This window comes from candidate division KSB1 bacterium, from assembly GCA_022562085.1.
Classification (GTDB): domain Bacteria; phylum Zhuqueibacterota; class Zhuqueibacteria; order Oceanimicrobiales; family Oceanimicrobiaceae; genus Oceanimicrobium.
On sequence record JADFPY010000013.1, the window covers coordinates 18129 to 34491 of the forward strand.

The following is a 16363-nucleotide window of genomic DNA, read 5'->3' on the forward strand; positions in this document are numbered from 1 at the left end:
ATAATTTTAAAAAAATATATAGGATGAATAAGTAGCTTTATTCACGATTCTTTATAAAAATAGTTCCTCACTTGATGGATGAACCGGCCAAAGAGAAATCATCTTTAGGTTGACTCGATGATTCGCCATTTTTATTTAACTCTGCTAATTTATGAATCTCCTTGACGACATTTTCTGCATCGTGGTATTTTTGCACCCAGATTCTTCCTTTTTTGCTTAAATCCCGCCTTAAATTTCCATCAGAGATTAAGGCCACCAATTGATCTTTGATGTTATACCCATCTATAACAACAAACGGATGCTCCGGATATTTTTCTGCAAACCCGGGGGCCAAACAGGAGAAAGTGGGAATGCCCATGGCCAAAGCCTCAAGCGAATTTAACCCGTAACCCAGGTCGCCAATTTGATCGACAAAAATATGGCATTCGGATTTTCTATTCAAACTCTCCTGGTGCGGAAGGTTTTCGATTAAAACCAACTCCACCGGATGCTCGGATTGAATCTCTTTTATCGCTGCAATAATTTGATCGCTGCCTTTTGCCCGCCGGTTTGTTGGTGCGTGTCCAATTTTGATGACTTTCGATTCGGGCTCGGGTCTGACTTGGTATTGATTCACATCAAACGGAAAAAAGACGTGATAGATATTGGGATGAAGCTTTAAATGGTCGAATTCGAGAGTCACATTCAAATCAGACAGCGAATCAATTTGTGGAATCGCACCCCGGGTTCTCAAGTCACTACCGGTGTAACAGCAAATCACTTTTTTGCCTAACGACTTCAATTTTCGAGTGGTGCGACCGTCCCGAAAAAACTCCAGGCCGCCGTCGAGTTGGTAAACGTCGAAATTCCAGAAATCGATTTCGCTGAATAGCCAGTTGATTTTTTTTTGCCAGAGGCGCTCACGGAAACCGATTAAAGTTTTTTCGGGACGACCGTTTGGACGCCAATAAAGAGGAATATTTTCCAGCTTTTTCGTTTGGTTGTTAATATCGAGTTTGCTTGGGTGGGAAAAAGCTTTCTTCGCAAACCGGACCCCGCCTGAGTTCAAAAAGGGCAAGTTGAGGCAGATGTCTTCCGGGTAATTTCTTTTATCCTTGCCCAGGGTAACAAGCCGGCTATGATATCCAAGCTTGCGTTCAGCTTTGACAAATGTAATCGGCACCCCTGAGGTATTGAACGGAGCGATATGTAGAATTTTTAGTGCCATAGCTTAGATTTGACAGTCATCTTTGAGATGACTGTCAAATATTTCTCACCAAAGTATCCCGAAAAACGCCTTGAGCTCCGAAGCTCTCTTTAAACCTCGCGAGTCCCCAATTTGGTTTCATATTAACAGTAAAAATGCCAAAATCTAAAAATTTAAAATAATTCCGGATAGACCAGCGCACGACTTCGTAAAAAAGGGCGTTAACAGCACGATGCTGCTGCATGTCTTCAAGGTGACTGATATAAAAAGCCAGCGCGACTTTAGGATTGCAGACAAAAATGACGATTCCCGCAATCATTTGGTCGTCGTGAAAAGCGCCGAATAATTTTATCTTGTCAGGAAACAAATTTTTCAATTTGAATAATTCATTCAAGGAATGGGTCGGCTGGACGTTGTGACGCATGCCAAGATTCTTTTGCAAAATTGTGTAGAAAGCAGGGAAATCATCGCTTTCACAAATCTTGACTCCCGATTTTTCAGCTTTGCGCACGGCTCTTCTGGACTCCGGATTAAAAATCAACAAGGTATCCTCTTCTGCAAAATCGAGGGGAATCACGCTGGAAACTTCTCTTTTCAGATAAGTGAATCCGGCTTCCAGCAAGGCGAAATCCAGGTAATTGCTAGGACGGGAGTAGTAAATTTGCGGCGGTAAAGTCAGGATGGTTTTAGAAATAGCATTAGCGTTTGTCCATTCTGTTAACGCTTCGACCACGCCAAATACATCTTTAATAGAAATTGAATCCATCAAAACCGGTCCCGCCATCGAACCCCCGGGATGCGAAATCAAAACCTGGGATTCGCCTTCTTGCTTAATCGCGGCAGGAAATAAAGCAATGCATTTTTGTTCTTTTTCAAATATTAATGAAACGTCCCGGAAACGGTTTTTAGGATGGTAGTTTATAAATTGGCGAGTATGGAAAATCGTGCCGTTGTTAGATGCAGAGACAAATTCATCCCAGGCATTTTTATTTCTTTCGTGAAACTGTTTAACCTTGATAACACCTTTTTTCTTGAGATCCTTGAAAGCAATTTCTCTTTTTTCATTCAAATAACTTTACCATAATTGCTTTTTGAACATGGAGGCGATTTTCAGCTTCATCAAACACAATTGCATGAGGGCCGTCAATCACCTCGTCTGTAATTTCATCGCCGCGGTGGGCCGGCAGACAATGCATGACCAGGCAATCTGCTGCCGCGTGTTTGAGCAAGTCTGCGTTGACTTGAAAATCACGAAACACAATTTTTCGCTTTTCGGCTTCGGCTTCTTGTCCCATGCTTGCCCATACATCTGTGTAAACGACATCCGCATTCTGAACGGCTTCTGCAGTGCTCCTGAATATTTGAATCTCGCTGACACCGTTTTGCATAGCCGATTTTAAAACCTCATCATCCGGGTCGTATCCTTCCGGGATCGCAAGTGAAAGCGTCATCGGAATTTTCGAAGCGATATTTATCCATGAATTGGTGACATTGTTACCATCGCCGACATAAGCAATTTTCAGGTTATCGTTTCGCCCTCTTTTTTCGTATATTGTAAACAAGTCAGCCATGATTTGACAGGGATGCAGTAAATCTGTCAATCCGTTGACAACCGGCACAGTAGCGTGTTTGCCTAACTCCAAAATATCCTCATGGTCAAAAAGTCTGGACATTATAATGTCAACATACCGTGAGAGCACCTGTGATACATCTCCAACTGATTCCCGCTTGCCAATCTGAATATCATTTGGTCCCAAATAGAGTGCGTGCCCACCAAGCTGGAACATGCCGACTTCAAAGGAAACGCGGGTGCGAGCTGAAGGCTTTGCAAAAATCATCGCAAGGGTTTTGCCTTCTAAAAGTTTGTGCGGCTCACCATTTTTTTGTTTGGATTTTAAATCCTCTGCCAAGTCAAATATTTCTAATATCTCACCCTTTGACGAATCCGAAATCGCGAGAAAGTGTTTGATCACTTAAAAGGCCCTTGTGTTTTTCTGGTTATGACTAAAATAGAAGTGTGTCTATAAAATATACCGGCTCAGATCCTCGTCCTCCACAATATCGTTTAATGTGTCTCGAACAAGTTTCTTGGTAATCTCCACTTTTTTGATTTTCACATCGGGAACATTAAATAAATGGTCTTCCAGGAGAGCCGTTAAAATCGTGTGCAATCTCCGCGCACCGATATTCTCCGTGCGTTCGTTAACCTGGCTTGCGATGTTAGCAATTTCCTGTATTGAATCTTTTGTGAATTTAAGATCCACACCTTCTGTTTTGAGAAGAGCGATGTACTGTTTAATCAAGGCATTTTCAGGCTCGGTCAGAATCCTGACGAAATCGGCTGCGGTGAGGCTGTTCAACTCAACACGGATTGGGAAGCGGCCTTGCAGCTCCGGAATGAGATCAGAAGGTTTTGCAACATGAAAAGCCCCAGAGGCAATAAATAAAACATGATCGGTTTTCACCATGCCGTATTTTGTGAACACACTTGTCCCTTCCACAACCGGAAGTAGGTCTCTTTGAACCCCCTGCCGCGAAACATCCGGACCTGCTTTGCTGTCTTCACCGGCAATTTTGTCAATTTCATCAAGAAATACGATGCCGGAGTTTTGAACGCGTTCGATAGCCTCTTGAACCACCTGTTCCATATCAATAAGTTTTTGGGCTTCCTCTTGAATGAGATGATTCCTGGCCTCCTTTACTTTCATCTTCCGGCGTTTGGTTTTTTTGGGCATCATTCCGCCAAAGAGATCCTGCAGATTTACGCCCATTTCTTCCACGCCCATTGGCGAGATGATCTGCATTGAGGGAAATTGATCGCTCTGGACATCCAGCTCGACGGTCCGATCTTCTAATTCTCCTTTGTCGAGTTTGGCTTCGAATTTGGCGCGGTTCCTTTTGTAACGCTCCTCGGAATCATCAATCTCCGGATCTGAATTGTTATCGATTCCGACGCGTTTTCTTTTTTTCGGGGGAGGAGAAATCAGCAAATCTAATATTCGCTCTTTTGCATGTTTTTCGGCCCTTACCTGCACTTCGTCCGTCTTTTCAGATTTGACCATTGAAACAGCCAGATCGGTCAAATCGCGAATCATAGACTCAACATCGCGGCCGACATAGCCAACTTCAGTGAATTTTGTGGCCTCAATTTTTATGAAGGGGGCATTAGCAAGGCGGGCTAATCTCCGCGCGATTTCGGTTTTTCCAACCCCGGTGGGACCGATTAGAATAATGTTGTTTGGGTAAATTTCATCGCGAAGTTCTTCGGGAACCTGCTGACGACGCCAGCGGTTTCTAAGTGCAATAGCAACTGATTTTTTAGCATTATCCTGGCCAATAATATATTTATCTAACGCTTCTACAATTTGTTTTGGCGTCAACTCTTTAAGGTTTGACATTCAGAGGCATCCTCATCATAATTCGGCGACTGTAAGATCTGAACTGGTGTAGATACAGATTCTGGCTGCAATTTTCAACGACTCCTCGACTATTTTTTTTGCATCTAAATCGGCATGTTTTACTAAGGCACTGGCCGCAGAGAGCGCAAAACTGCCTCCGGAGCCAATCGCGAGAATATTATCATCAGGCTCGATAATGTCACCGGTTCCGGAAATTAAGAACATGCTTTCCTTATCGATAACCACAAGTTGGGCTTCAAGTCCGCGTAGATATTTATCGGTTCGCCACTCTTTGGCCAATTCGACGGCAGAACGGCTCAGATTTCCGCTGTATTGGTCCAAGCGTTTCTCAAATCTTTCGAAAAGTGTGAAGGCGTCTGCGGATGCTCCGGCAAAACCCGCCAAGACAGAATTATCATAAAGCCTGCGGATTTTTTTTGCCTTTAGCTTTAGGATTGCATCACCAAAGGTCACCTGGCCATCGCCACCCAAAGCGCTTTTTCCTTTATGGCGGACGCCGAGAATTGTTGTGCTTCTAAATGTTTCCATTCTACACTTAAATTTTTCTTCTTAAGCGGGAAACCGGAATCATCATTTGTTCCCGGTACTTAGCCACTGTACGGCGAGCCACTTTAAATCCTTTCTCCTTTAGCATCTCCGCTATTTTTTGATCGTTCAATGGTTTATTGGAATGCTCTTTGTCAATGATTTCCTTAATGATGGATTTAATTTTTTTGTTTGAAACATCGTCTCCGGCATCGCTGTGGATCCGTTCACTAAAAAAATACTTCAACTCAAAAACGCCATGCTCAGTCTGGACATATTTACTATTCGTAACACGGCTAATTGTCGAAATATCCATACCGATTTCATCCGCGATATCCTTCAAAATCATAGGCTTCAGGAAATCCTTTCCACGCCCGAAAAATTCATTTTGTTTTTCGATAATTGTTTCCATCACCCTCAAAATAGTGGCCCGTCTTTGATGAATTGAATTGATTAACCACCTTGCAGACTCCAAACTTTGCCGAATATAATCTCTGGTTTCTTTTGAAGACTTCTTTTTATTCAGTAATAATTTTTTGTATGTATTATTTATTCTAAGATGAGGAATATTCCAATCATTCATGCTAATTTTAAATTCATCTCCCTCTTTTTCAACTACCAGATCCGGAACGATTACATTTTGATGCAAGAGCACATAACCTTCACCAGGTTTAGGATTTAACTTTGTAACTTCTTCGATGACCCGGCGAATGTCATCCAGAGTTAGATCCATCTTCTTGGTTATTTTTTCGTAGCGCTTATTTGTAAAATCTTCAAAATGATCCTTAAGGATGTCAATCGCTATCTCATTGTTAGGATCAATTTCCTCCATTTGAATTAACAGGCATTCCCGAAGATTTCTGGCTCCAATACCAAGCGGATCAAAGTGTTGAATAATTTTTAGCACCTTTTCAACTTTGTCCCAATCAACATCAAGATTTACGGCAATTAAATCCGTTTCATAAGACAAATACCCACCTTCATTAATGTTCCAAATAATATACTCCCCAATCATAATTTCATCTTCGGGAAGAGACATCATATGAAGCTGGCTTAAGAGATGTTCAGGTAACGTGGATTGTGCTACCTCCGGACGGTCAAAAACTTCAGCACTGTCGTCCCTGGGCATTTTGAATTCGTATGTATCTTCGTCATTTAAAATTGCGTCCCAATCGATTTCCTCTTTTTCAAAGTCATCCATGGCATCCTTTTCAGGTTCGTCCTCTGCCTCCTTATCGTCACTAACCTCGCCATCAACTTCATTGACTTCGTCTTCATCGATTTCTGTTTCCAATTCCATTTCCATCTCTTCATCTAATTCGAGAAGAGGGTTCATTTCAAGTTCAAGTTTGATTTTGTGCTCTAAGCTCAAAGCCGGCAGTTGCAGTAAAGATGACAGCAACACCTGTTGCGGCGACTGCTTCAACTGCATGCTGAGCCTTTGGGTTAAGTTCAGGTTAGGCATGATTCGAATCGACCTATTTCAAATAAATCCATTTATGGAAATCTCCTAATTACTTATCTCTCTAATTTAAATTTTTCCCCTAAATAAAGCTTAATGGCTTCGGGATCATTTGCTAATAATTCAGCCGTTCCTGATTTTAGCACCACGCCGTCATACAAAAGGTAAGTTCGATCTGTGATCGACAAAGTTTCATGAACATTATGATCGGTTATTAAAACGCCGATGCCTCTCTCTTTTAATGAGCGAATGATATTTTGAATCTCCTCAACGGCTATCGGGTCAACGCCTGCAAAAGGTTCATCGAGCAAAATAAACTTGGGCTCGGTCACAAGCGCGCGTGTGATTTCAACACGGCGCCGTTCACCCCCCGATAAAGTATAAGCTTTATTCTTTGCCAGATGGGCAATATTTAACTCCATCAAAAGACTCTCTAATCGGCTTGCTCGTTCTTCTTTTGAAATGTCAAGAGTCTCGAGAATTGCTAAAATATTCTGTTCAACAGTTAATCGACGAAAAATTGACTGTTCTTGAGAAAGATAACTAATTCCCATCCGCGCTCGTTTATACATCGGCTGCCGGGTGATTTCCTGATCATCTAAGTAAATCTTGCCACTTTGAGGGCTGATCATGCCGACAATCATATAGAACGTTGTTGTCTTTCCGGCACCGTTAGGACCAAGTAACCCGACAATTTCGCCCTGCTCGATATCTATACTAACCTGGTTTACAACTTTCCGTTTTTTATAAACCTTAACAATATCTTCGGTTCTTAATTTAATCATTCATCAAGCACTAACAAGCTTTGACAGAAGGCTCTGGTTACTTAAATTAAATTGTAAATTCATATTTGATTAGGCGGTGAATATTTCCCGGTTGATAAATCCGGGTTGCTGCTCACCTGAACCGTTTGCGCTTGGCCCTCAGACAACTCAATAGTTATCCTGTCACCGGAGACCTCATTAGTGCCCTTGTACTCCTTTTCTTCTATAATATGATATAAGCTCGTTGCTTGATTTTCTATGATAACTTTCTTTAGTTCATTCGCATCCCCAAAAAAGAACTCCATGGTCTGGCCCGTTAGTTTATTCAGCCATTTTCCTCTATCTAAAGTGTCCGCATCCGAAGTCGCCAAAGCATTGCCTGTCACGACCGCCCTGGTTAACTTGGAATCATTCAAATAGAGCTTCAAAGTATCACCTGAGATTTGCTGATTTCTTTGTAAGACTTTAGGGGAATCGTTTAAAGTAATTTCTTTTTCCGATTTAATATATTCTGCTTGCCCGCAGGTTGCTTTAATACCCGGTTGAATAATTACAACATTTCCTTTGGCGATAATTCGCTGACCACTTTCAAAGATTTCCATGGTGTCCGCCAGAATTCTCATAATTTCACTGCCGAGGCTGTCGTGTTGAATGAGAACAGGGTCGTCAAATACTTTCCCATACTTCTCTTCTCGCTGATAGCTAGCAAATCCCCCGGTAAGAATCGTCCTCTCTTTTGAATCTATTTTTCGAACATCCCCTTCGGAAACTAATCTTTTTTGCTTTTGAAAATATGTCATCCGATTCGCAGTAGTCGTATCGGTTTCTGTAAAGCTCCTGACATTTCCGATTGCGACTTGTTTAAATTCCATCGAGTAAACATAAACCGTATCCGCAAACAGATTCTGTTCTTCATCATAAATATGAACGTTGCCAATTAGAGCGAACGGATCTTCATCGATGATTTGGGAAGCGAGATCACATTCAATAGTCGTCTTCCCCTGCTTGAGCTTAACATTACCTTCCAAAACTTGTTGTACTTTTTGACCAATTGTTTCTCGTTTTAAAAGATCAGCAGAAATCAGCCTCAACCGTTCTTCTTTGTCCTGGCTGAATGTTGCGCCTGGAGTAGAAAAAATCAGAGTTAGCAAAAAGATCGTATTAGTTTGTATTCTTCTCATCCTTGAAGTCGAGTTGTAACTTTTTCTGCGTAACTCCTGTTGGCTTTTTGATGGTCCAGTTTTTTAAAGATTTTCCTGATTCGAATCCGTGGCCGAAAATCGTATCATTGTCCGCCGTAATAAATCTCACAAAGTCTTCGGAAGTGATTTTGCTTTGATTTTGAGTCAGGCGAAGCGACGATGTATTTAATTGGATCCCGTCTTTTGACCATACAACGACTTGGCCCGTTAAATCAATATTGGTTGTATTTTCGTTCAAAAAAGCTTCATCGGCTCGAATTCGTAAAATTTGGTCTTCGTTTTCATCAAAAAACTCAAACTCAACCCCATCGACAAACTTAACCAATTTCTTTTTTGAAAATCTTTTCATGTGAACATACTTAATTTTGGAAGATACTTTGCCCTTGTTCGTGGAGACCACGGTCGAATTCCACCCTTCCTGATCGGGAATATCAGTCAAGGCCTGGTTGGTCGCGGTTACTGCCCTATCGGACTGACACGATAACGTCAAAATCAAAAATGCACAAAAAGTAAAAGTTTTAAAAAATTTAAAATACATACAAAATTGAACGATGACTTTCACAATGAAATGTCTTAATTAAGCCTGCTGTTTGTTTCTTTTGTAATGAACAGCCGCTTTTACAAATTATCTAAAAAGAGGATGCCCCGCCAGTACCCGAGACTTTAACTCCGGATGAAACTGCACACCAAAATACCATGGATGATCATGAAGTTGAACAATTTCGTCGGTTTCGGCGTCATCATCGGTGACATACACCTCGCCGTACTGGTACGGACTCAGTGTTCCGGGATCGACGTTTATGTAGGGATCCAATTTAAGAATAGTTATTTTTAAGCTAGGTGATTTTAGTAGCAGCCCAATGGATGCTGATGCAATGCCCTTACCAAGTGAAGATACACCCCCCCGGTAATAAAAATATATTTTGTTTTAGGATTTACAGGCATTCAATACCCTCTAGTATTTATTTTTTTCGTATCTAATAAATTCGTTAAACACCATTGTATTCTAACCAATTACTTTCGGTACGCTAAAGTAGCTCTGTTTTTTTTTCGGCGCATTTGCAAGAGCCTGTTCTTGCTCAAGCCAGTTTTGTGCCTTATCTTCTCTAAGAATATTCTTCAAATCAATTATATGCGAAGTCGGCTCAACAGCTTTCGTATCTAACTCATTCAGCCTTTCAACATAAGCCACAATTTGATCCAACTCTTTAGCCAATTTTTCTTTTTCCTCAAAAGAAAACTCAAGCCTGGAGAGTGTTGCGATCTTTTCTACATCTTCGATTTTTATGGGCATCACACCTCTTGAAAAAACAGACTTTCAGGCCTAAAATAGCAGCCGTAATATAAAATAAATGGAATTGATTGTCAAGGTCAATTTAGGCAGTTGGCATAATTTTTGTAAATGTTACATTTATGAGACTTCACAAATACAAAAAAGAGCAGCAAATTTTGCTGCTCTTTAAGTATTTTAGCAAAATTTAAAGAGAACTCAAATCTTCGTCATGATATTCACCACTTTCCTATGCCGTCCCTTGCGTTGAAATTTAACGGTTCCTTCAGCCAGCGCAAAAAGAGTATCATCTTTCCCAATACCAACATTGAGACCGGGATGAAATTTTGTCCCTCTTTGCCTGACAATTATACTCCCTGCTGTAACTAACTGTCCACCATATCTTTTTACACCGAGAAACTGCGGATTGCTATCCCGGCCATTTTTAGAACTTCCTACACCTTTCTTATGTGCCATTTACTTTGCCTCCTTCGATTCTTCCTTGCTCTTACTGGCCGCTATGCTCTGAATTTCCAATTTAGTATAATCCTGTCTATGCCCCCTTTTGACTTCAAAGCCTTTACGTCTTTTCTTCTTATAAACAATGACTTTCTTCCCGCGCTCAAAGCTTAATATCTTTGCTTTAACCGTTGCGTCCTTGAGAGTTGGCTGGCCAACGGAAACCTTACCCTGGTCAGAAACAAGCAAAACCCTGTCGAACTCAACGCTTTTGCCAACTTCGCCGACTACTTTCGGAACCAGGATGTTGTCCTTATTGCTAACCTTAAATTGCTTACCTGCTATATCTATAATCGCATACATTATGTTAACACCTCCCTTAAATATACCCCAAATATGTTTTCGTCAGAATTACAAAAATCCTTATGAATGGAACTCTTCAGTTACGTCCTTTTCGGTTTTCTTCACGATCATTTTGAACTGATCGGTTTTAAGAGAATCATCTTTTTTGACTTCAATCTTAAGGCGATATTTCCACATCAGTCTTCTGATATTATTCATCATGCCATCAAGCATATACTCGGCGATCTGTGGATGAACAACCAATCGAAGAGACCATTCTTTTCTTTCTGCTTTAAATCTTTTGATCCATCTTTCAATTCTGGTTAAAACCATACTCTTAGAAACCACTCTGCCCAAACCTTCGCAAGTTGGGCACGCCTCGCTAAAGGCAAAAAGTAAACTTGGACGAACCCGCTCACGAGTCATCTCAATCAACCCAAATTCACTTATTTGGGTGATGTTCGCTTGAGCTCTGCTTTTACGCAATTCACGACGAAATTCATTATACAGCTTTTTCTTGTTTTTGGGATCCAACATATCGATAAAATCGATCACGATGATCCCACCGATGTCTCGCAACCGGAGTTGATGGGCAATCTCTCTTGCCCCTTCGAGGTTAATCCTAAGTATGTTTTCTTCGGGTTCTTTTCCACCCATAAACTTTCCACTGTTGACATCAACTGCAACCAATGCTTCTGTGTGATCGAATATTATATACCCCCCGCTTGGGGTCCAAACTTTTCTGGAAAGACTTTTTTGGATTTCACTTTCAATTCCAAATTTATCGAAAACAGGCTTCCGGCCTGTGTAAAGTTCCGCTCGGTTAGAAAGCGAAGGGGCCACATCTTTAAGATAAACCGTAATTTCCTTAAAAAGCTTTTTCGAGTCAATGACAACACGATCTACATCTTTGGTAAACAAATCACGAATGACACTGGAAGCCATGGCAGCATCTTTGAAAATTAGACCTGGAGAGGTAGCTCGTTTAAGCTTCTGTTCTACGCGTTTCCACTGCTTGATTAGACCGTCTAAATCGGATTTTAATATTTTTTCGTCCTTAGTTTCTGCTACCGTTCTTGCAATCAGCCCAAAACCCTCGGGCTTGATCCCGCGTACTCTTTTTTTGAGTTCCCTTTTTTCCTTAATCTTAAATATCTTTTTCGATACCCCCACGACATCAGAATTGGGAACGAGTACTAAAAACCTGCCGGGAAACGACAACTCTGTGGAAACTCTTGCACCCTTACTACTAATGGGTTCTTTGATAATTTGAACGAGAATCTCTTGCCCCTGTCTCGGGACAGGTCTTGTTGGGTTTCTCCTTGAGCTGCTCTGTTTCCCATTTACATTGATAAAATCTTTATAGTCTAACAATTTATCACCGATATCCGAGAAATGTAGAAACGCATCCTGGCTGTGACCGATATCAACAAAAGCGGCGTGAATTCCCTTCACAACATTAACTACTTTTGCCAAATAAATATCGCCAACCATTCTTTCGTGTTCAGGTTGCTCAACAAAAAGCTCAACAAGTCTGCCGTTTTCTTGAATAGCAATCCGTGTCTCTCCAATCGACGAATTAATGATTATTTCCTTTTTCATATTTCTACTTGTAATACTCCTATTCAAAATTTTGATTCACAATTTACACAAAATAAATCCTTGTTGGGAGACTGTCAAAGAACATTTCTATAAACAAAAAGGGATATCTCTATCCCTCTAACATTTTCTGCAAAGGCAACTGTTATTATAAACAAAATATCAATTATTTGCAAGAAATTTTTGCTTTGTTTGTCTGTCGGATAAATTGTGCGCACAAGTTACAATAAAATATTTTCGTTAACAACAAGCCTAAATTGATAACCGAGAAAATTAGCTGCCCGTTTACAGTAAAGCATTCGATTAAGAAAAATCTCAAAATATTCCATAACCGAGGAAATATCCAAATCAATTGTTAACGCCAATGATATTGTTGTGTTGGGGCTATCGATTTCCAGAATAGATTTATTGACGGCATAATTCACCCGGTCATGAATATCAAATTTAATCATGTCGGGGTTTCGCACGCGTGAACGATGAACATCTGATTTATCCGCAAGGATCAGTCCTGCGGAGACTTTGCTCACCGGCTCCCAGCCATCGTCGTCATGATTCCCGATTGCAGCCACAATTGCGGTAATTTCGTCCATATCCATGCCGAGATCTTTTAGCATCGTATGCGCCAATACCGCTCCCGTATAGGGATGATTAAAGCGATTAAAAACATTTCCTACATCGTGAAGATAACCTGCAATAGCCGACAACTCGGCCTCTCGGTACGGCACACCCAATTTTGTCAAAGTCTCATATGCTCTTTTGGCTACTAAACTACAATGCCGTGGGCCGTGTTCAGTATAACCAATGACAGCTAAATTCTCATCTGCCCTTTTTATGTAGGCATGTACCTGTGGGTCTGATTTAACTTCTTCTAAAGTTACTGCTTTTGACATCTGTTTATTACCACTAATTATTTTGAATTAAAAAAGGATTGGTTTGTTTTTCTTTTTTGATGGTTGTTGCTGGGCCATGACCCGAATAGATAACCGTGTCATCACCCAATGGAAACAGTTTGGTCTTAATCGAATTGATTAAAATATCAAAATCACCGCCAGGCAAATCTGTTCTTCCAATTGATCCGGAGAAAAGTACATCGCCTACGAAAGCGACTTTTTGGGTTACAAAGGAAACGTTGCCGGGAGAATGACCTGGCGTGTGAAGGACCTCGAACTTTTTCTTGCCAAATTCAATGGTGTCTCCTTCCTCTATATATTTGTCAATCTTTGGAATAGCCGAAACCGACATCCCAAATGCAGAGGCCTGCATCGGCAAGCCATCTAACAAGAATTGATCGTCCCGATGCATCAGCACTGGAGCATCGATTTCATTTTGGAGCGTACCCAATTCTTTAACATGATCTAAATGAGCATGGGTGATTAAAATATATTTAATCTCAAGTTTTAGCGCTGCCACTTTTTCCAGAATTCTATTAATTTCATCACCGGGATCAATGATGACACCTTCGCTAGTTCCTTCGCAACCAACGACATAACAATTTTCTGCAAACGGACCTACTTCCAGAGTTTCGATAACCATAAATCTTATTTACTTTATTATCTAGCTGCTAATTCTTTTAAATTCTTGACAACTTCGTATGGCACTTTATACTTGCCGAGAGCTTCTTCGCCTTTACTCCCGCCATGAAAATCAGAGCCTCCTGTTGTGAGTATGCCATTGCTTTCTGCCAATTGTTTTAGCTGGCGGGTTTTTTCATCATTGTGTTTGGGATGCACAACTTCAATCGCATCGACCCCTTCTTTAATTAACGTCAGTAAGTCATCATCCGAAAGCTCTAATCCTGGATGAGCGATTGAACAGACACCACCCGCCGCTTTTACAAATTTAAGTACGACTTGAATATCAATTTTTAATTTGCCCACATGAGCGCGCTTGCCGTTGCCGATATATTTACTAAAAGCCTCTTGAAATGAATACACATACCCGTCATCTAACAGAACATTTGCAATGTGAGGCCGCCCAACCGAACCATGCCCAGCTTTCTCCATGACCGCCTCGAACGAAATCGGCATGCCCAGTTTTGCTAAACTTGCGACCATTCTTTCAGCGCGCTGAATTCTTGCTTTCTTGAAAAGATTTAAATGCTCAACCAATTCGGGGTTTCTATAATCGAAGCAATAACCAAGAACATGCAGATCAAAATGTTTATAGCTTACGCTGAGTTCCACACCGGGAATAACTTCCACACCCATCGTTTTTCCATATTCGATTGCTTCATCAAGGGCGCCAATTTCATCATGGTCAACAATCGAGACCGTTTTTAAACCACGTGATAGAGTTTTATCAATTAACTCTTTGGGAGAATAATAGCCGTCGGAGTGATTTGTATGAAGGTGTAAATCGGCACATCCATTTGCTTGAATCATAGTATTTTGAAACTTCCCGGTCAAAGTTTAAATTTTCGGCAAGGTAACTCCGGTCTGCCCTTGATACTTCCCTTTTTTATCAGCATATGAAGTTAAACATTCTTCATCGCTTTCAAAAAACAAAATTTGTGCGATTCCCTCGCCGGAATAAATTTTAGCCGGCAGCGGAGTCGTATTAGAAACCTCGAGCGTGATATAGCCTTCCCAACACGGTTCAAGAGGTGTAACATTTGTAATAATCCCACATCGTGCATAAGTGGATTTCCCAACACAAATCGTCATAGTCTTTCTCGGAATCCTAAAATATTCGATGGTTCTACCCAGAGCGAACGAGTTAGGTGGCACAATACAAACTTCACCTTTAAAATCCACAAATGACTTTGGATCGAAATGCTTCGGATCAACAATTGTGGAATTGAGATTGGTAAAAATTTTATATTCATCCGCAATGCGCACATCATATCCATACGAGGAAACACCATAAGAAATGACATTTTCACGAACCTGGCTTTCGACAAAAGGGTCTATCATCTTCTCTTCCAAAGCCATTTTTTTAATCCACTTATCGGGCTTAATCGCCATTTTTTCCCCTCCAGTGTGATTTATATATTTTCGACTAATTTTAAGTATTCCTTTATTTTATTATTTTTAAGAAACTTCTTGTTTTTTGTGAACTGCTGCCGAAATAAGAATACTGATTTCGTAAAGTAGAACCAAAGGTCCGGCTAAAAGCAATTGGGTGAAAACATCGGGTGGTGTTACGACTGCTGACAAAATAACCATGCCTACAATTCCGTGCCGGCGATAATGTCTCAAAAAATCGGGTGTCAGCAAACCGATTCTTGTCAAAAAAAAAGCCAGCACAGGCATCTCAAATATCAAACCAAAAACAAAAATTAACTGAGTAATAAATTGTAAGTATTCGTTTACCGCAATGGTAGCAATGAGATCTTGAGTCTCAAACCCAAGTAGAAATCTAAGTCCGAATTTCAAAACAATAAAGTAGCAAAAGAATGCGCCAAGAGCAAAGCAAAATGTTGAGAAAAAGATAACTGTGGGCAAATATTTTCTTTCAGTTCTTAATAAACCGGGGACAACAAATTGCCAAATCTGGTAAACAATTATGGGCAAAGCAACAATAATACCGACGAATACAGAAAGTTTAATACGAATCATGAAACCGCCGGTCGGCGTCAAAAAAATGAGTCCCTGAGTAGGATCTTTGCCCAAATATTTGGCTGCGTCATTGTAAGGTGTAACCAGAATGTTAAGAACTCTTTCAGAAAAAAAATAGATGACAATTGCCGAGCCAACGATCGCAACGATGGATTTAATAAGACGCCACCTGAGCTCTTCCAGGTGATCTAGAAATGGCATCTCCTTTTTCTGTGATGTCGTTTTCGAATTCATAGCTATCAATAAAAAAGCAGATAGCCACAAAATCGTTCCGTTACTATCTGCAACCTAGTACTTTTCTCAAATGATGGTTCAACGGGCGGTCTTTTTTCCCTTACTGAGTTCCTCCAATTCGCTCAGAAATTCTTCTCTATCTTGAAAATTGCGATACACGGAAGCAAAGCGAACGTACGCGACGTAATCCAGGTTTCGTAAGGTGTCGCTTACGAGTTCGCCAATTTCTCGCGATGGAATCTCTTCCTGCGACATGTCTCTTAGTTTGATTGCAATTTCATTCACAATATTATCAATATTCGAAGTCGATATTGGTCGTTTATTACAAGCTATTTGCAAACTGC

The 16363-nt window shown here is 40.7% G+C and carries 19 protein-coding genes and 1 pseudogene; all 20 read right to left on the reverse strand.

Features of this window, described 5'->3' with window-relative positions; translation table 11 throughout:
- Nucleotides 1–67: 67 nt before the first annotated feature.
- Nucleotides 68–1207 carry a hypothetical protein gene (locus IH879_02415; GenBank protein MCH7673790.1) on the reverse strand — a complete coding sequence of 380 codons (1140 nt, stop codon included), beginning with the start codon at nucleotides 1205–1207 and terminating at the stop codon, nucleotides 68–70.
- A 34-nt stretch (nucleotides 1208–1241) separates the two neighbouring features.
- Complete coding sequence (locus tag IH879_02420) at nucleotides 1242–2204, reverse strand: GNAT family N-acetyltransferase (protein MCH7673791.1); 963 nt, start codon at nucleotides 2202–2204, stop codon at nucleotides 1242–1244.
- Between the two features lie 43 nt (nucleotides 2205–2247).
- Entirely contained in the window at nucleotides 2248–3159 is a 912-nt protein-coding gene (gene argF / locus IH879_02425; protein MCH7673792.1) for an ornithine carbamoyltransferase, read from the reverse strand.
- Nucleotides 3160–3207: 48 nt separating this feature from the next.
- Nucleotides 3208–4584, reverse strand: a complete 1377-nt coding sequence (gene hslU / locus IH879_02430) for an ATP-dependent protease ATPase subunit HslU (GenBank protein MCH7673793.1) — start codon at nucleotides 4582–4584, stop codon at nucleotides 3208–3210.
- Nucleotides 4585–4599: 15 nt separating this feature from the next.
- Nucleotides 4600–5133: an ATP-dependent protease subunit HslV gene (hslV, locus tag IH879_02435; GenBank protein MCH7673794.1), complete on the reverse strand. Its 534-nt coding sequence runs from the start codon at nucleotides 5131–5133 to the stop codon at nucleotides 4600–4602.
- 7 nt (nucleotides 5134–5140) lie between these two features.
- Complete coding sequence (gene rpoN / locus IH879_02440; protein ID MCH7673795.1) at nucleotides 5141–6595, reverse strand: RNA polymerase factor sigma-54; 1455 nt, start codon at nucleotides 6593–6595, stop codon at nucleotides 5141–5143.
- Nucleotides 6596–6648: 53 nt separating this feature from the next.
- Nucleotides 6649–7377, reverse strand: a complete 729-nt coding sequence (gene lptB / locus IH879_02445; GenBank protein ID MCH7673796.1) for an LPS export ABC transporter ATP-binding protein — start codon at nucleotides 7375–7377, stop codon at nucleotides 6649–6651.
- A 59-nt stretch (nucleotides 7378–7436) separates the two neighbouring features.
- On the reverse strand, nucleotides 7437–8507 hold the full coding sequence (locus IH879_02450) for a hypothetical protein (GenBank protein MCH7673797.1): 1071 nt from the start codon (nucleotides 8505–8507) through the stop codon (nucleotides 7437–7439).
- Nucleotides 8508–8517: 10 nt separating this feature from the next.
- Complete coding sequence (lptC, locus tag IH879_02455; GenBank protein MCH7673798.1) at nucleotides 8518–9048, reverse strand: LPS export ABC transporter periplasmic protein LptC; 531 nt, start codon at nucleotides 9046–9048, stop codon at nucleotides 8518–8520.
- Between the two features lie 234 nt (nucleotides 9049–9282).
- A pseudogene (gene pyrG, locus IH879_02460) lies at nucleotides 9283–9503 on the reverse strand (CTP synthetase).
- Nucleotides 9504–9564: 61 nt separating this feature from the next.
- Complete coding sequence (gene gatC, locus IH879_02465; GenBank protein ID MCH7673799.1) at nucleotides 9565–9852, reverse strand: Asp-tRNA(Asn)/Glu-tRNA(Gln) amidotransferase subunit GatC; 288 nt, start codon at nucleotides 9850–9852, stop codon at nucleotides 9565–9567.
- A gap of 195 nt (nucleotides 9853–10047) precedes the next feature.
- Nucleotides 10048–10305: a 50S ribosomal protein L27 gene (rpmA, locus tag IH879_02470; protein MCH7673800.1), complete on the reverse strand. Its 258-nt coding sequence runs from the start codon at nucleotides 10303–10305 to the stop codon at nucleotides 10048–10050.
- Nucleotides 10306–10650: a 50S ribosomal protein L21 gene (gene rplU / locus IH879_02475; protein MCH7673801.1), complete on the reverse strand. Its 345-nt coding sequence runs from the start codon at nucleotides 10648–10650 to the stop codon at nucleotides 10306–10308.
- A 60-nt stretch (nucleotides 10651–10710) separates the two neighbouring features.
- Nucleotides 10711–12231 (reverse strand): Rne/Rng family ribonuclease, encoded by a 1521-nt coding sequence (locus tag IH879_02480; protein MCH7673802.1) that lies wholly within the window; start codon nucleotides 12229–12231, stop codon nucleotides 10711–10713.
- 218 nt (nucleotides 12232–12449) lie between these two features.
- On the reverse strand, nucleotides 12450–13118 hold the full coding sequence (locus IH879_02485) for an HD domain-containing protein (protein ID MCH7673803.1): 669 nt from the start codon (nucleotides 13116–13118) through the stop codon (nucleotides 12450–12452).
- 13 nt (nucleotides 13119–13131) lie between these two features.
- Nucleotides 13132–13761, reverse strand: coding sequence for an MBL fold metallo-hydrolase (locus tag IH879_02490; GenBank protein ID MCH7673804.1), 630 nt, complete (start codon nucleotides 13759–13761; stop codon nucleotides 13132–13134).
- Between the two features lie 17 nt (nucleotides 13762–13778).
- Entirely contained in the window at nucleotides 13779–14609 is an 831-nt protein-coding gene (locus tag IH879_02495; GenBank protein ID MCH7673805.1) for a PHP domain-containing protein, read from the reverse strand.
- 27 nt (nucleotides 14610–14636) lie between these two features.
- Nucleotides 14637–15191, reverse strand: coding sequence for a dCTP deaminase (locus IH879_02500; GenBank protein ID MCH7673806.1), 555 nt, complete (start codon nucleotides 15189–15191; stop codon nucleotides 14637–14639).
- 66 nt (nucleotides 15192–15257) lie between these two features.
- Nucleotides 15258–15986 carry a twin-arginine translocase subunit TatC gene (tatC, locus tag IH879_02505; protein ID MCH7673807.1) on the reverse strand — a complete coding sequence of 243 codons (729 nt, stop codon included), beginning with the start codon at nucleotides 15984–15986 and terminating at the stop codon, nucleotides 15258–15260.
- Between the two features lie 111 nt (nucleotides 15987–16097).
- Nucleotides 16098–16363, reverse strand: a 266-nt coding sequence (gene nrdR, locus IH879_02510) for a transcriptional repressor NrdR (GenBank protein MCH7673808.1), incomplete at its 5' end; no start/stop codon positions are given.

Coding starts and splice junctions, on each gene's coding strand:
- IH879_02480 (MCH7673802.1), bottom strand. CDS start 12,231: ATGAAAAAGGAAATAATCATTAATTCGTCGATTGGAGAGACACGGATT.
- tatC (MCH7673807.1), bottom strand. CDS start 15,986: ATGCCATTTCTAGATCACCTGGAAGAGCTCAGGTGGCGTCTTATTAAA.
- rplU (MCH7673801.1), bottom strand. CDS start 10,650: ATGTATGCGATTATAGATATAGCAGGTAAGCAATTTAAGGTTAGCAAT.
- hslV (MCH7673794.1), bottom strand. CDS start 5,133: ATGGAAACATTTAGAAGCACAACAATTCTCGGCGTCCGCCATAAAGGA.
- rpoN (MCH7673795.1), bottom strand. CDS start 6,595: ATGCCTAACCTGAACTTAACCCAAAGGCTCAGCATGCAGTTGAAGCAG.
- IH879_02415 (MCH7673790.1), bottom strand. CDS start 1,207: ATGGCACTAAAAATTCTACATATCGCTCCGTTCAATACCTCAGGGGTG.
- IH879_02495 (MCH7673805.1), bottom strand. CDS start 14,609: ATGATTCAAGCAAATGGATGTGCCGATTTACACCTTCATACAAATCAC.
- IH879_02500 (MCH7673806.1), bottom strand. CDS start 15,191: ATGGCGATTAAGCCCGATAAGTGGATTAAAAAAATGGCTTTGGAAGAG.
- IH879_02485 (MCH7673803.1), bottom strand. CDS start 13,118: ATGTCAAAAGCAGTAACTTTAGAAGAAGTTAAATCAGACCCACAGGTA.
- rpmA (MCH7673800.1), bottom strand. CDS start 10,305: ATGGCACATAAGAAAGGTGTAGGAAGTTCTAAAAATGGCCGGGATAGC.
- gatC (MCH7673799.1), bottom strand. CDS start 9,852: ATGCCCATAAAAATCGAAGATGTAGAAAAGATCGCAACACTCTCCAGG.
- hslU (MCH7673793.1), bottom strand. CDS start 4,584: ATGTCAAACCTTAAAGAGTTGACGCCAAAACAAATTGTAGAAGCGTTA.
- IH879_02490 (MCH7673804.1), bottom strand. CDS start 13,761: ATGGTTATCGAAACTCTGGAAGTAGGTCCGTTTGCAGAAAATTGTTAT.
- lptB (MCH7673796.1), bottom strand. CDS start 7,377: ATGATTAAATTAAGAACCGAAGATATTGTTAAGGTTTATAAAAAACGG.